Source organism: Rhodococcus sp. MS13, assembly GCF_013277835.1.
GTDB lineage: Bacteria > Actinomycetota > Actinomycetes > Mycobacteriales > Mycobacteriaceae > Rhodococcus_F > Rhodococcus_F erythropolis.
Genome location: NZ_VBTL01000002.1, coordinates 62,473 through 76,583, shown reverse-complemented (window position 1 = coordinate 76,583; position 14,111 = coordinate 62,473). Strand labels below are relative to the sequence as shown.

The following is a 14,111-nucleotide window of genomic DNA, read 5'->3' as shown; positions in this document are numbered from 1 at the left end:
GTCAGCCTTCCACTTGTTGATTGGCGCTTATGTTCTGCGGAGCCATGTTTCGGTGTTACTGGAAGAGCTTTTGCCACTGCTGGGAGTACTGCTCGACCCTTTCCGGTGTCAAGTCTTCGGGATTGGGCAGCGCGATGTCCTGAGCCCGGGCGACAGCCCCAGGAATATTCGGGAGTGCAGCAGCGTATCCGTCGTTGAGGGCGGTCTGACCTGCGACAGTTACCAGGAAGTTGGCCAACACCTGGGCGGCGTTCGGATGCGGCGCCGTGTTCAAAACGTGGGAGTACCAAGGGGTTCCCCACGGCTGCTGCGGCAGCACCCAGTCGACAGGCGCGCCTGAGTTCACTTCGGTCACCAGCGGCTGCACCGAGGGGCTGACGACGATCTCGCCGGACGTCAGGGCCTGGGCCACACCGAGCGCGCTCGGGTAGATGCGGGGTTGCAGCTCCGCAAGCTTGTTCCAGTAGTCCTCCCCGTATGTGTTCGCGAAGTGCCGGTACATGTCGACGTACGAAGCGATCCCCACAGGGTTGACGATGCCGATCTTGCCGCGGTAGGCCGGATTGAGGATGTCCTGCGGCGTCTTCAGTCCGTTCGGTACCGCATCGGTATTCCAGCCGAGCGCAAAGACGGCCGCGCTGGTGAGGAAGAACCGGTTGTCGAGCACGCTCGCCGCTGGATCGAATTCGGGGGCTTCGAGTGCGGGCCCGACCAATTCGGCGGAATAGGTACCGGACTTGGCGGCGTTCTGGATCCATGCCGAGTCGGTGAGCATGTGGACGTCGGCGGTACCCTTACCGATCTTGTGTTCGGTCTCGACCCGGGGATTGATATCCGGATCGGTACCGCGAACGTATTCCAATTCGATTTGCGGGTACTCAGCGTGGAATGCGACCTTGAGCGCATCGAGGTTGGCCGGCTTCTGGCTCGAATAGAGCATCACCTTGCCCTCTTCGTTCGCTGCAGCGACCACATCTTCCCAGCTGCCGTCGACGGCAGCAGACGCGGGTTCACTACTGCCACATCCCGAGATGCCGACCATGGCTGCGGCGGCGCTCAACGCCACCAGGGTGCGGACGAATGACTTCATGGCTTCCTTTCGGGCATGCCGTCGGACGTCGATGTATCGACATGTCGTGGGCACTCCAGTGAGAGATGTTCTCGCGTCGGCATTTCTGAAGCTGACCCTGCGCGGTGTGTCATCGCGCCTGGTCTCGGGCGGAGGCTGCCGAATCGAGAGCCACCCGCTTAAACTGAACTGATGTCAGTTCGAAGGTAGTGCCCGTAGCTTGTGATGTCAATCACGAAGTTCACGGACGTGGAAATTGCTTCGAAGAAACAGGGCGATGGCTCGACACCGCCAACGGAACAAGTCAGCCGACGGCAGCGGAGGCTGCGGACAGACCGAACACCAGAGCCGAGGCGAGGCCACCGGCGTACGCCCGGTTCCACAATCCGCCGGTGTCGGAGCCTGCTGCAAACAGTCCGGGGATGGGCAGTCCGGCGGCGTCCAGAACTCGGGCTTGCGTGTCGATCCGAATCCCGTGAAACGGGAAGGTGACCGCGGGAACCGTTTCGATCACGTAGTAGGGCCCCTCGAGTAAGGGAGCGCGATCGAGTCTACGGCCTGGAACCAGTTCTGCACCCTGGGAGGCCGCCTCGTTGAACTTCCTGATCGCCGCAGCGATCGCCGCTCCGTCGTATCCCCATTCCTCCGGCAAAAATTCGAGTTCCTCGAGGTCCTCGGCGAGGCCGACCCTGCCACCACGCCTGCTGGCAAGTTCGAATTTGTCAACGGCCACAGCACCTTCGACATACGACGCGACCATCCAGTCGCGGTGCACGCGCGCGTCGGCAATCAGCAGGCCTCGGCCCTGCGGCTGTTCGAGAAGAGCCATCGTGGTGAGGTGATCGCCGAGCGTTTCGTCGACGAACCGTTCGTTGTCGAGACTGAAGAGAAGCGCATGCTCGCTGTAGTACAGCGACATGTCGACGAAGTCTGCGGGATCGGCAAGTTCAACACCGCTCGGAATCAGATGCCCGTAGAAGCCGGCATCCTCGACGCCGGTCGACGCGCCGACCTCGATCGCGAGGCGGTAACCTTCGCCGCAACTGTGTGGGTTCGAACGCAAGGCCATCCGGCCTGCGTCCGGGTGGACGTGCTGAGCGAGCAATTCCTTGTTGCCTTGGAATCCGCCGGTTGCCAGGAGGATCTGGCCGGCCCGAATCTCGCGCGCGGGCTCGGCACCCGTACGTACCACGGCGCCGCGGACGGCACCGTCCTCGAACAGGAGCCCTTCGGTCGCGGTATCGAGCACGACCGATCCGCCGGCGTCAAGAACGATTCGCTTGCAGGTGTCGACGTAGTGATTGGTGTCGAATCTGTGCCCGCGACCGAAGCTCAGAATGGGCTGCGCCGCGTCGACGTCAATGCCAATCGAGCGGATCCACTCGACACCGACATCAAAGCTGTCGACGAGGTGGCGCTTGAGAGCTTCGTCGCCCCTCGGGTTCTGTTCGGCCATGACGTCGTGATTCGGTGCGCTCCAGGCGTATCCAGCGAATCGCGCCGAACCTCCGACGTCGGCGCTGATCTCGATCAAGCACACTCGCCTGCCTGCTGCGGAAGCTTTTGCCCCAGCAGTCAATCCGGCCATTCCAGCCCCGATTACCAGCAGATCGTATTCATTGCTACTCAAATTGACTCCAATTGTCCGGCGCCGGTGAGCGCCTCCCATTCAAATTGAACTGACCTCAATTTGATTACAGTAGAAGCGCAGCGAGGAGAGAGTCAATCGATGTCACTCCCGACATGACGGTTGCATTGTGGGCTGAGTCACTCTAATATGAACTGAATTAGGTTTGATTTTGTTTCGGCAGGTACCAGAAACGGAGCAGCTCGCATGATCCCTCAGGTTTTCAGAACCACCGTGGCACTCGCCGCGGTGGCGCTCGCGTTGACGGCGTGTAGCAACGCTCCCGCTGCCCCGTCAGAGCCGGTTTCAGGTTCGTGGGACGACGTCGTTGCTGCGGCCAACAACGAGGGAAAGGTCACGATTTACTCGACCCAGGCGGCGCCCCGACTCGCAGCCCTGGAAACTGCCTTCGAAAAGGCCTACCCCGCAATCGATCTCGAGGTCGTCCGCGGAGTCGATTCGGATCTGCTTTCCAAGATCGATGCCGAAAGCAAGTCCGGCAAGGGAATCGGAGACCTCGCGGTGATCACCGACGTGTCGTGGATGAATACTGTCAAGGATACAGGCAAGGCGACCAAGCCGATCGGGCCGAGTTTCGACAACCCGGACTATCGCCGGGATACAAGCATCGTCTCGGACAAGTACTTCCTCGAAGGGGCAGTGATCCTGGGATTCGGCTGGAACACCGACCAGCTGCCCGGCGGTGTCTCTTCCCCGGCAGATCTTCTCGCTCCTGTGCTCAAGGGCAAGGTCGGAATCGTCAGTCCGTCAACGTCACCGACATACCTGGACTTCTACTCCCACATCGAGAAGTACTACGGCGGCAGGGAGTATCTGGAGAAGCTTGCCGACCAGAACCCACGCATCTATCCGAGCAATCAGCCGCTCGCTCAGGCACTCGCTTCCGGTGAGATCGCCGCCGGCTTGATGGCCGATCCGATGTTGGCATCCAAGGACTCCGGGGCACCGGTTGAATGGTCTGCCGGAGAACATATCTGGGGAGCGCGTTGGTACGGTCTGACTCTCGGCTCGTCACCGCATCCCAATGCCGCGCAGGTATTGGCCGACTTCATGGTCACCCGACCCGGCCAGGAGGCCACGTCGGTCGGTTACAGCTCGGTGTTGCCCGACATCGAAGGTTCGATCGCGAATGCTCAAGAGGTTCCTGATCAGAACACCGAGGTGACCACGGGTGACGGCGCCGCGCGTTACCGCGACGACCTCGAAGCCCTGTTCAACTGAACTGCTTGACAACCGTTCCACGTGCACGTGTTCTACTCGTAATACCCGCGGCCGCCAAGCGAGCGGATCGACGGGACTGAAAGGTGTATTCGATGTCTGATCGGCAGTTCGAGGGCCAGGTCGCAGTGGTAACCGGAGCAGGTTCCGGAATCGGCGCTGCCACAGCGCGTCTGCTCGCTGACCGGGGCGCCGTGGCGGTGTATCTGTGCGACGTCAACGAAGCTGCGGTAACCGAGGTAGCAGCGTCTGTGGTCGGTGGCCAGGCCATCGGTTTGGATGTCGGCAATTCGGCGCAGGTGACCCAGGCTTTCACGAGAGTGATCGCCGAGCAGGGGCGGGTTGACATCGTCGTCCATGCCGCCGGCGTCGACGACCCGAAGAGTAAACAGCGCATCTACGAGGCAGCTGAGCGTAATGAACCGGTTGACGTTCTCACTCACCTCGAGGACGAAGATTGGCGACGGGTCATGTCGATCAACCTCGACGGTACGTTCTTCATACTCCGCGAAGCAGTCCGGGCGATGAAACCAGCCCGCAGCGGCGCCATCGTGACGGTCGGCTCGTCCTCGGCGTTCGACACGCTTGTTGGCTACCCACACTACTCAGCTTCGAAGGCCGGAGTTCATGCGGTAAGCCAGGCTGTAGCTAAAGAGGTTGCGCCCTTTGGCATCCGGGTTAACACGATCGCTCCGGGACCAGTCGACACAGGAATGGCCAGTCGCACTCCGACCAACCTTCGCGCTGCGATGACACAGGACGGATTCCGCGGTTACGCAACCGCCGAGGAATTGGCAGATAACATCCTGTACCTGGCGTCGCCGGGTGCCGCCAACGTCGTCGGGGCCGTACTACTGAGCAACGGTGGTAGATTCACCGTCTGATCGGGGTCAGTTCCGTAGAAATGCCCGGTTTTGCACGTCTTCCGAAGACGTGCAAAACCGGGCATCGTGCTTTGTCAAAATAGCTTCGGCTCGACAAGTAATCGGGTTTGCGGCGCTAAGACAAGATATTCGGCCAATTTCGTCCGCACCCGATTCTCCGGAACGGTCAGTCGCTCGGTCTCCTGAGCGAGGTACTCAGACCAATCACGGAACGTGCAGTGTTCAACGTAGATGTCGGGCTCGTTTGCCGATCGCGACACGCTCCAGCGCAGTGCACCAAGACGCCGCCGGGAGAGTTTGAGTTCGTGCACGTTGTCGAGAAATTCTTCCGTGCGGCCCGGGAGCACGTGATAGGTGGTCTCGACGATCACGCGCAGACCGGAGTATTCGGCATTAGGGGCCAAGGGATCCGGTGCCCCGGTCAGTTCGGGGGCAATCGCCTCACTCGGCATGATCCCGCGGCGAAGTGTCTCGAACACCGAGACGAACATCAACAGTGCGGCCAGTAGCACGGCGGGAACGAGGCCGAGCGAGTCGGCAAGGACGCCCCACAACAGGGCGCCGATCGCCTGGCTCCCCTGAAACATCAACATGACGAAGGCGATAACACGCGCCTTGATCCATCGGGGAACCACGGCATGAGCGGCGATCATCCAGGTGCTCTGAACCCCGACCCACCCGGCGCCAACCACTACAAGAACGGCAAACATCGCGCTGAACCACGGGATCACGACCAAACCGATCAGGACAAGCGCATATGCACCCGAGCCTAGCGCCACGAAGTGATTCCAACTCATCCGCGCGCGCAGCGGCATCAGCAGGATCGTACCGAGCACGGCGCCGATTCCGATTGCGCCGGAGAGGATTCCGAAGCCGAACGTACTCACCTGCAACCGATCATGCGCGACCAGCGGCAGAAGCCCCCACAGACAACTCGCCGGGATCCCGAACATGGTCAGTCGCAGCAGCAATCGCCTGGTCCAGCGGGAATGGCGAATGAAGCGCACGCTTCCTGCCACCGCCTGGCCTATCGAATTGCGCACTTCGACCCGCCCGGTCGATGCGGGTACCGTCCGTGCCGAGACGAAGACGCAGACGGCGAACAGAGCGGCAGTCAAGGCGAAAGCCGAAGTCGATCCCCAGCCGGCGAGAACGGCACCACCGATAACCGGCCCGACTGCGCGAGCGCCATTGAAGACGGCGCCGTCGATCGCAGGAACCACCGCCATCATCTCGCGGCTGACTATGTTGGGCAGCAACGCCTGCCAGACGATAGCGACGGACGCCAGACCTGCGCCGGCGACGAAGACCGCGAGCATCAAAATCGGAGTTTTCGCCAAGCCCAACTGCTGCAGTACCGCCAGCAGGATCGTCGACCCAGTCAACACCATTGCGGTTCCGACGAGCAGTAGGCGATGGCTGACGAACTCGGCCATCGCGCCGATCGGCAACGCCAACAGGAAGAACGGCAAGCTGGCGGCGAACTGAACCATCGACACCGTCGTCGCAGACTCCCCGGTTTCGGTGAATGTCCACTGCACTGCAAGTACCAGAATCCATACTCCGACGCTTGCGCACAGTTGGAAGCCAAGCATCATGCGGAGTCGCCTGATGCGCAGTGGCGCAAAGATGCTCACTGGCCGATCGCTATCCATAGCGTTCCTCTCGATCAACAAATGCTAGACTGAACTTAATTCAGTTTAGAATCAACTGGGAAAGTTTTCGCAATATTTGCCTTGCACTGCGTTCCCTTGCCGGTCCGTACAAGATCCCAGCGATCCGGAAAGGATCATCGCCATTCACAATCGAGTTGTGTGCCTGACCACACGTCCGTCCGGCCCTCTAGCGCCGGAACATTTCACGATCGTCGATGCCGACGTGCCTACCTTGTCGCGGGGTGAGGTTCTGATCCGAAACACTTGGCTTTCGATAGATCCGTCGATCCGACTGCGGCTCAGCGCCACAACGCCTTCGGGGTATCTACGACCCCTGGCTCCCGGAGATCCACTGGTCGGCCTGGCTATCGGCACTGTCGTCGAATCTCGAAGTCCGGGATTCAGTGCTGGCGAGATGGTCTCTCACATGTTCGGATATCGCAGTTACGCGGTGGTTACCGCAGACGGTGAAACGCTCGGTGGTACAGGCGGGCTAACGAAGATTACTCCGGGCAACTTTCCCCCTCAGTGGTACCTTGGGCCACTAGGCAGTGCCGGCTTGACCGCCTACGTAGGGCTTTTCGAGGTCCTCGAGCTCAAAAACGATGATGTACTTTGGGTTTCAGCAGCAGCCGGCGCCGTCGGAAGCATTGCGGTGCAATTGGCAGTGCTGCGAGGCAACACGGTTGTCGCATCCGCAGGCGGCCCGGAGAAGGTCGAATACCTCCGGCGTGTATTAGGCGTCTCCCATGCAATCGATTACCGTGCCGGCGATTTGAAGACGCAACTGACCAAAGCCGTCCCGGGCGGTATCGACGCCTACTTCGACAACGTCGGTGGCGATCATCTGGGCGCAGCCCTCGATCACCTCCGGCCAGGCGGCCGCATCGCGATGTGTGGGGCCGTCTCGACCTACGACACATCTTCCCCCGCGCCCGGGCCAACGAATCTCTTCCAGATCACCGCAAAGAGCCTGCAAGTGAGAGGGTTTCGCGCAGGGGCATATGACGAGTTGTATGCGGACGTACGTTCGGAGGTCGGCGGTTACCTCGCCAAAGGCATGATGACGTACCAGGAGACAGTATTCGATGGGCTCGACCTAGCACCCACCGCGCTCGTCGGAATGCTCAATGGCAACAACACCGGAAAGACTCTGTGCCGACTGTAGGGAGCTCTGCTCCCACATTGGCATAGTACGCCGGTGCCGGTACGAGTCCTCCGCAATTCTGGATTTGAGAGTCTGGCCTCCGAAACTACTTCGACGGTTCCACCTCCCACCGGACGTGAGTCACCAACGGTTCCAAGCTCAGCCGGCTGACGGCGGATTCCAGGAGTCCGTCGTCACGCTCCGCTGCGGCCAATTCCGCGACCACTCGTACGCGGTCGCTGTCCGGGATGTCGAAGGACTGCACTGACCGGAGCTGGAACTCCGGCCTCGAAATGGACTGCACGGTAAGCCCTCTGATGTGAGCTTCGGCGTCACCGTGGCAGGTCACCTCGAAGGTGTAGTCAGCCGGCGGTTCCTCGCGTCCGGTGCGGGCAGGCTGGTGATCCATCATCCGGCCCAACGGCCTCAACAACGTATTCGCCAACATGATTGCACCGGCACCGAACACCGCCACCCAGTACATTCCGCCGCCCGCCAGCGCGCCGACGGCGGCCGTGGCCCACAAGGTTGCGGCGGTGTTCAGGCCGGTGACGGAGGCTCCCTGCTTCATGATCACCCCGGCACCGAGGAAGCCGATCCCCGAGACGATCTGCGCTGCGACGCGCGTCGGATCAGCGTCCGGCCCCTGAAACCCGTACGCGCCCATGATGACGAAGAGCGTCGCACCCAAGCTCACCAACGCGTTGGTTCGCAAACCCGCCATCCTTGCGCGCCATTGCCTTTCGATCCCGACGGCAGCGCCGAGGACGAGTCCGAGCGCTATCCGCACAAGGATGACGTGGATTTCCACGGTGAACTCCTAGAGCCAAGTCGCGAATCGACGGATGAACATTCCCTTGGCCACCTGCGTGACGACGCAGTAAGCCGCGAGAGTGAGGACCAGCCACGGGAAGTAGTTCCACGGCAGTGAAACCAACCCGAGGGAATGGCCCCAGGACGTGAACGGGAACACCAGCGCGAAGACGCAGGCGGCGCCCGTGCTGAGCAGTACCGGAAGCGAAGCACGCGACTGGATGAATGGGATCTTGCGGGTGCGGATCATGTGAACGATCAGCGTCTGCGAGATCAATGACTCGATGAACCAACCCGATTGGAACAGCGCTGCATGCTCGGGAGAGTTGGCAGCGAACACGAACCACATCAGCGCGAAGGTCGAGATGTCGAAGATCGAACTGATCGGGCCGATGAACACCATGAACCGGCGAAGGCTCTTGGTCTCCCACTTGCGGGGCTTCGCGAGGAAGTCGTCGTCGACGCGGTCCCACGGGATCGTGAGCATCGAGAGATCGTAGATCAGGTTCTGCAACAACAGAACTACGGGAATCATGGGGATGAACGGCAGCAAGGCACTGGCGACGAGCACCGAGAAGACGTTCCCGAAGTTCGACGACGCAGTCATCTTGATGTACTTCTGGATGTTTCCGAAGGTACGACGCCCTTCGATGACTCCTTGTTCGAGTACGCCGAGGTCCTTCTCCAGCAAGATGATGTCCGCGGATTCGCGGGCGATGTCCGCCGCTGTGTCGACGGAGATGCCGACGTCCGCCGCCCGAAGTGCGGGTGCGTCGTTGACACCGTCACCAAGGAAACCAACCGTGTGGCCGACCCGGCGCAGCGATTCGACAATGCGTGCCTTCTGCATCGGATCCGTCTTCGCGAAGACGGTTGTCCGCTGCACCAACTCGTCGAGGGCGTCGTCGTTCAACGCTTCGATCTCGGCGCCGGAGACCACGGTCCCGACATCGATACCGACTTTGCCGCAGACGGTTTCGGCGACCAATTCGTTGTCACCCGTCACTACCTTGACCGCGACTCCGTGGCTCGCGAGGGCTTCGATCGCCCCGGCCGCAGATTCCTTCGGCGGGTCGAGGAAGGCCAGCAGTCCGACCAGGGTCATGCCCTCTTCGTCGGCCGTCGAGTACTCGCGGCGCTGCTCTTCGACGACTGTCTTGGTTGCCACCGCAAGCACTCGCTTGCCCTGACCGTTCAGTTCCGCGACCAGACGGTCGACTCGGGCCAGCCATCCCGGCGTCAATTGGTGGGTCACCCCGTCCAGTTCCACCGATTCACAGACCGAAAGGAGCTCTTCCACTGCACCTTTGGTGACGATCAGATCGGCGTCGCCGTGGTCGACCACCACGGAGAGTCGACGGCGCTTGAAGTCGAAGGGAATCTCGTCCACCAACCCGTGCCGACGCGAGATCTCCTCGACCACTTCGGGACCGGCGGCCTCGATCACCGCGTCGTCGAGAAGACTGCGCAATCCGGTCTGATTCACGGAATTGACTGCCGCGAGACGCAATACGTCCTCGGACTTACGTCCGGCAGTATCGAGATGCTCACCGAGAACGATGCGGTCCTCGGTGAGAGTTCCGGTCTTGTCCGTGCACAGAACGTCCATGGCACCGAAGTTCTGAATCGCGTTGATCTGCTTGACGATCACCTTCTTGCGCGACATGTGGAGCGCACCCTTGGCCAGGTTCGCAGTCACGATGAGCGGCAACATTTCGGGGGTCAACCCCACCGCGGTGGCGACGCCGAAGAGTAGTGCTTGGCTCCAGTCCTTGGTCAGTCCGTTGATGATGAACACCGCGGGAACCATGATCAGCATGAACTTGATCAGCAGGTAGCTGACACTGCGCACCCCGACGTCGAAGCTGGTTTCGGGTCGCTTGGACGCCAATTGTGCTGTCATGGCACCGAAGTAAGTCCGCTTGCCGGTGTGCACCGCGACGGCGGTGCCGCTGCCCGACACGACGGAAGTACCCATGAACCCGATGTTCTCGGCCTCGAGCAGCCGATCGACGTCGATCCCCGTCGACGGTTCCGCCGACTTCTCGGCCGGCATCGACTCACCGCTGAGCATTGACTGATTGACCTGTAGATCCTTGGCCCGGATGATGCGGACATCGGCCGGGATCATGTCGCCTGCGGCAAGCTGGACTACATCACCTGGCAGTAGCTGCTCGATCGGAATCTCAGCCGTGACCACGGTGTTGTTGATCTTGCGGGTGGCCGCGACAGTTGTCGTGACCATGGCCTTGAGTGCCTCGGCAGCCCGAGTCGAACGGTATTCCTGCCAGAACCTCAGGGACACACTGACAAAGATCATCAGCCCGAGGGTGATGATGCCCTCGTAGGAGGGACCGTCTTCCGGGTCTGCCCACACCACGTCGGTCCCGACCATGATCAGGGCGAGGAACACCAGGATCAAGATGAACGGATTCTTGAAAGCTTGCGCGAACTGCACGATCGCCGGCGCCGGGCGGTCGTGGCGGACATCGTTGCGCCCGTATCGCCGACGAAGATCGTCGATCTGATCGTCACGAAGGCCGTTGGCCGTCGTGGTCAGATCTGCGAGAACGGTGCGCGTGTCCGAGGCCGAGTAGTCGACCAATTCCTGTGCGCTTTCTTTTGCCAGGACCGTTGAAGGTGTTTGTTGTGCACTGTTTCTCGTGGGCCGTGGCCGCAATGCGAGAACGGAAAATGACATGACGAATCTCCTCGACTGCCAGCGTGCACGGGACAGTGCCAGTGCATGAGGGCAGCAGAATGCGCTGAACGACAACGGAAGTCGTCAGCGGACGCGACAAAGCCGCGCAGATGAAACCGAGGGTGCGAAGGTCAGAGACTGACGAGCAAAATGCCGGGGTGAGCACCGTCGGTAAGAACAGAAGGATGGGTCGAATATCGACTCGGCGGGTCGTCCACGATGGTCACCTCCTGAAAGTTCGGGGCGTCCGATGACGCCACACAAAGTACATGCGCACAGCACACGCCAGGAGAACCGAATATCGACGTACTCTCGCCTTCACCGGAAGAAACCGGCATCAAGCTGCGAAAACACCTCCACGTCCGAGTTTTGGCACTGCACGACGTGTCCCGATCAAGACCGGGAAGCCACTTTGGATCACCCCTTAAGCCGGGGAGATCTGTCCTAACCTTGGGCGTCTCTCGACGTCGTGAGATCAGTGGCCTGTGTTCGTGCAGAAGCCTCACCTAACGAGGTACTGCACCCAGAGGGTAGTTCTCAAATCTGTTGCCTGTCAACCGAGCAACTCAGACGGCGGGCAATCCTGCCCGTGCGACGGCGCCGGCGAAGAGTGCCGTCACGGCGGCACCCATGACGCTCTGATCAACTTCTTCCGGATCCACCGAGTGCTCGAGAACGAGCCCGGATATCAAGGCCATCAACGAGATTGCAGTGGTCCGCACATCGAAGGAATCGTCCACTCCCCATTCGCGGGCACGTTCACCGATCAACTCCACGAGTTGAACGCGCAAGTGGCGACGCTCACGTAAGTACGCCTGAGCGATCTGCGGATCACGTCCGGCGAGCACTCCGAATTCGAGGACGAGCAGTGACCACCCCGGGTCGTCGACCATCCACGTTGCAATGGCCTCGCCACCTTTGCCCGCCGCGTCGGCCGGGTTCATCCCGGCGATCTCGGCAAGCACACGGCCGGCCAGTTCGAGAGACCGTTGCGCGAACAGTTCGGCGAACAGATCCTGTTTCGACTCGAAGTTGGAGTAGACAGCCCCCTTGGTGAAGCCCGCTCGGCGAGCAACTTCAGTGAGACGTGCAGCACTGAATCCGCGCTCCGCAAACTCTTCCGCCGCAGCGTCGAGCAATCTTTGTCGCACCACGTCACGTCCGGGGCGGGTTACCGGCGTCCAGTCCGGTTGACGAGATTCAGTCACGATACCTAGAGTATTCAATACCTCGGGTATTGACAAGCTCTTTACTTTCGACAAGATCAGGACTCTTTCGTGACCACTACGCATCCGGCACACGCCGCACCAGACAACAGCTCCACCCACGACGAACACCACCACGACAATCTGCTGGTGAAATACGGCGCACCCAAGGTGATGGCCGCGCTGTTCGTCGGCGTGCTCCTGCTGCAGATGGGCTTCATCCTCAGCTACGTCGCCGCCTTCCATCAGCCGACTCCGCGAGACATCGAAATCGCGGTCATCGCCGATCAGGGCACACCGGACGGCATGGATCAGCAGATCGCCGACAAACTCAACGCCATCGACGGCAGCCCGCTCGACGCTCAGGTGGTCGACAGCACGGCGACCGCTCGCCGCATGATCAACGACCGCGAGATCCAGGGCGCGTTTGTCATCAACCCGGCCGGACCGGACACCCTGATCACCGCGAGCGCGGGAGGCAGCTCCATCGCGACGTCGCTCGAAGCGGTGTTCACGAAGGTCGAGGCGACGCAGGACCGACAGTTCGTCGTCCGCGACGAGATCCCCGTCGGAGCACACGACAACCGCGGACTCTCCGGCTTCTACCTCTCGGTCGGCTGGGTCGTCGGCGGCTATCTCCTTGCGGCAGCCATCGGACTGTTCATCGGTGCGCCGAAGACCCTCCGCCAGGCAAGCGCGCACACGGGCGTGATCGCGATCTACTCGATCATCTCGGGAGCCCTCGGCGCACTCATCACCTCACACGTCCTGGGAACTTTCGCGGGCCACTGGTTCCCACTCTGGATCCTGGGAACAGCCGTGGTGTTCGGCACCGCCATGTTCACACTCGGATTGCGCGCTGCCATCGGCGTTCTGGCAGTCCCGCTGGCTATCGCCGTCTTCGTGATTCTCGGCAATCCCAGTGCGGGAGGCGCATTCGGCTCCAACGTGATTCCCTCGTTCTATGCCGCCATCGGCCGATGGATCACACCCGGCGCCGGCACCGAAGGCGTGCGGAGCATCGTCTACTTCAACAACGTCGGCGTCGGCCAGCCTGCTCTGACGCTTTTCCTGTACGCGCTGATCGGTGCGGTCATGCTGTTCGGCTTCACGATCCGTCGTAACCGAAAGTCCACCGACACGACGCCGACTCCAGCTGTGGCGAACGCCGACTAGTCCTAGTCTGAACTCATGACGAGCCTCCTCCACCCCAACGCCTCGCACGTCGCCGAAACACTGATCTCACGGGGTCACCACGGCGTCATCGTCACGCAGCCCGAAGCCACGCACACCGCGGCCGAGGCAGCGGCGGCCGTCGGGGTGGAGGTAGGCGCGATCACCAAGTCGCTCGTGTTCCTTCTCGACGACGACCCGGTCCTACTGCTGGTCTCCGGCGCACATCAGGTCAATCTGAAAGCCACCGGCGAACGCCTCGAAGGCAAGCTCACGCGGGCGCCGCTGGAAATGGCGAAGTCGGCAACGGGCCAGCCGATCGGTGGGGTCGCTCCGCTCGGGCATCCCACCAACCTGCCCACCTACATCGATACCGCCCTCGAGCAGTACCCCGAATTGTGGGCTGCTGCCGGGCACCCGAACACGGTCTTTCGCACGACGTACTCCGAACTCCTTCGAATCACGGCCGGCCTCGCCGTCGACATGGACTGACGCACTTCAGCCAACCCGGTCCGAACCCACTCAGACGTGCGTCCACCTATAGTTGGACGCACCATGTGCACTGCAACCAGGACCCCGGCCGGTAACCACTGGCGTC

General features: G+C 61.3%; 11 protein-coding genes, 1 pseudogene and 1 riboswitch. Of the genes and pseudogenes, 6 read left to right on the top strand and 6 right to left on the bottom strand.

The features are described from left to right. Nucleotides 1-55 precede the first annotated feature (55 nt). Complete coding sequence (locus FEZ59_RS02785) at nucleotides 56-1,090, bottom strand: substrate-binding domain-containing protein (RefSeq protein WP_172932205.1); 1,035 nt, start codon at nucleotides 1,088-1,090, stop codon at nucleotides 56-58. Between the two features lie 283 nt (nucleotides 1,091-1,373). Next, complete coding sequence (locus FEZ59_RS02780) at nucleotides 1,374-2,699, bottom strand: FAD-binding protein (RefSeq protein ID WP_172403421.1); 1,326 nt, start codon at nucleotides 2,697-2,699, stop codon at nucleotides 1,374-1,376. 204 nt (nucleotides 2,700-2,903) lie between these two features. Between FEZ59_RS02780 and FEZ59_RS02775 the strand changes: the two genes are divergently transcribed. Next, the gene (locus FEZ59_RS02775) at nucleotides 2,904-3,938 is read left to right on the top strand and encodes an extracellular solute-binding protein (RefSeq protein ID WP_063315093.1); all 1,035 of its coding nucleotides are present in this window, start codon (nucleotides 2,904-2,906) and stop codon (nucleotides 3,936-3,938) included. Between the two features lie 92 nt (nucleotides 3,939-4,030). Then, on the top strand, nucleotides 4,031-4,819 hold the full coding sequence (locus FEZ59_RS02770; RefSeq protein ID WP_021333757.1) for an SDR family NAD(P)-dependent oxidoreductase: 789 nt from the start codon (nucleotides 4,031-4,033) through the stop codon (nucleotides 4,817-4,819). 74 nt (nucleotides 4,820-4,893) lie between these two features. Here FEZ59_RS02770 and FEZ59_RS02765 read toward each other — a convergent pair whose 3' ends face one another. Beyond that, nucleotides 4,894-6,456 (bottom strand): MFS transporter, encoded by a 1,563-nt coding sequence (locus FEZ59_RS02765; protein WP_172932204.1) that lies wholly within the window; start codon nucleotides 6,454-6,456, stop codon nucleotides 4,894-4,896. A gap of 175 nt (nucleotides 6,457-6,631) precedes the next feature. On the opposite strand from FEZ59_RS02765, the pseudogene FEZ59_RS29910 reads away from it, so the two are divergent. Together FEZ59_RS29910 and FEZ59_RS29905 are read left to right on the top strand one after the other, a co-directional pair. Further along, a pseudogene (locus FEZ59_RS29910) lies at nucleotides 6,632-6,931 on the top strand (NADP-dependent oxidoreductase); the annotation flags it as partial. Nucleotides 6,932-7,033: 102 nt separating this feature from the next. After that, the gene (locus FEZ59_RS29905; protein WP_242459698.1) at nucleotides 7,034-7,642 is read left to right on the top strand and encodes an NADP-dependent oxidoreductase; all 609 of its coding nucleotides are present in this window, start codon (nucleotides 7,034-7,036) and stop codon (nucleotides 7,640-7,642) included. An 85-nt stretch (nucleotides 7,643-7,727) separates the two neighbouring features. Here FEZ59_RS29905 and FEZ59_RS02755 read toward each other — a convergent pair whose 3' ends face one another. The 3 genes from FEZ59_RS02755 to FEZ59_RS02745 all read right to left on the bottom strand — a co-directional run bounded on the left by FEZ59_RS02755 (nucleotide 7,728) and on the right by FEZ59_RS02745 (nucleotide 12,286). Next, nucleotides 7,728-8,432: an MgtC/SapB family protein gene (locus FEZ59_RS02755; RefSeq protein WP_003941187.1), complete on the bottom strand. Its 705-nt coding sequence runs from the start codon at nucleotides 8,430-8,432 to the stop codon at nucleotides 7,728-7,730. A 9-nt stretch (nucleotides 8,433-8,441) separates the two neighbouring features. Beyond that, a complete protein-coding gene (gene mgtA, locus FEZ59_RS02750) occupies nucleotides 8,442-11,135 on the bottom strand; it encodes a magnesium-translocating P-type ATPase (RefSeq protein WP_080908868.1) in 2,694 nt (897 codons plus the stop codon). Nucleotides 11,136-11,482: 347 nt separating this feature from the next. After that, nucleotides 11,483-11,656, bottom strand: a riboswitch (M-box (ykoK) riboswitch). 45 nt (nucleotides 11,657-11,701) lie between these two features. Continuing rightward, the gene (locus tag FEZ59_RS02745) at nucleotides 11,702-12,286 is read right to left on the bottom strand and encodes a TetR family transcriptional regulator (RefSeq protein ID WP_172932360.1); all 585 of its coding nucleotides are present in this window, start codon (nucleotides 12,284-12,286) and stop codon (nucleotides 11,702-11,704) included. A gap of 126 nt (nucleotides 12,287-12,412) precedes the next feature. Between FEZ59_RS02745 and FEZ59_RS02740 the strand changes: the two genes are divergently transcribed. Both FEZ59_RS02740 and FEZ59_RS02735 read left to right on the top strand, forming a co-directional pair. After that, nucleotides 12,413-13,516: a membrane protein gene (locus FEZ59_RS02740; protein ID WP_003941129.1), complete on the top strand. Its 1,104-nt coding sequence runs from the start codon at nucleotides 12,413-12,415 to the stop codon at nucleotides 13,514-13,516. Nucleotides 13,517-13,531: 15 nt separating this feature from the next. Further along, on the top strand, nucleotides 13,532-14,005 hold the full coding sequence (locus tag FEZ59_RS02735) for a YbaK/EbsC family protein (RefSeq protein WP_019746727.1): 474 nt from the start codon (nucleotides 13,532-13,534) through the stop codon (nucleotides 14,003-14,005). The last annotated feature ends 106 nt before the right edge of the window (nucleotides 14,006-14,111 follow it).

Excerpts from the sequence above, each read along its gene's own strand:
- FEZ59_RS02735 (WP_019746727.1), top strand. The coding sequence starts at position 13,532 with ATGACGAGCCTCCTCCACCCCAACGCCTCGCACGTCGCCGAAACACTG.
- FEZ59_RS02770 (WP_021333757.1), top strand. The coding sequence starts at position 4,031 with ATGTCTGATCGGCAGTTCGAGGGCCAGGTCGCAGTGGTAACCGGAGCA.
- mgtA (WP_080908868.1), bottom strand. The coding sequence starts at position 11,135 with ATGTCATTTTCCGTTCTCGCATTGCGGCCACGGCCCACGAGAAACAGT.
- FEZ59_RS02785 (WP_172932205.1), bottom strand. The coding sequence starts at position 1,090 with ATGAAGTCATTCGTCCGCACCCTGGTGGCGTTGAGCGCCGCCGCAGCC.
- FEZ59_RS02775 (WP_063315093.1), top strand. The coding sequence starts at position 2,904 with ATGATCCCTCAGGTTTTCAGAACCACCGTGGCACTCGCCGCGGTGGCG.